Annotated in this window: 1 pseudogene; it reads left to right on the top strand. The window is 44.7% G+C overall.

The window, feature by feature from the left end:
• Positions 1 to 101: 101 nt before the first annotated feature.
• A pseudogene (locus D0T50_RS13545) lies at positions 102 to 179 on the top strand (4Fe-4S binding protein); the annotation flags it as partial.
• Between the last annotated feature and the right edge of the window lie 130 nt (positions 180 to 309).

Raw genomic sequence — 309 nt, 5'->3', positions numbered from 1 at the left:
AGATCCGCGTTAAAAAAATCCGTAGGGTCGGGGGTTTTATTGTTTTTAGGCAATGATGAAACAGGTTTGAACTATGCCGATAATAATTTAATTCTAGAAAAATGGCTTACGTAATTAACGAAGATTGTATCGCTTGCGGATCTTGTATCGACGAATGTCCGGTAGAAGCTATCTCCGAAATAGTCAGGTCGGTAGTGCGTAACATGTCGGCAGCTTTCTTCAGGCGGATAATGCGCATATACTCATTGGGCGAGGCGACTTACTCTTCTTGCAAGGAGCCGACCCGGTGCGTGTACAGTGTGCTTTCGT

Origin of the sequence: Bacteroides sp. 214 (assembly GCF_010501015.1) — a bacterium.
Classification (GTDB): domain Bacteria; phylum Bacteroidota; class Bacteroidia; order Bacteroidales; family Bacteroidaceae; genus Bacteroides.
This window is presented reverse-complemented; position numbering and strand designations above follow the sequence as displayed.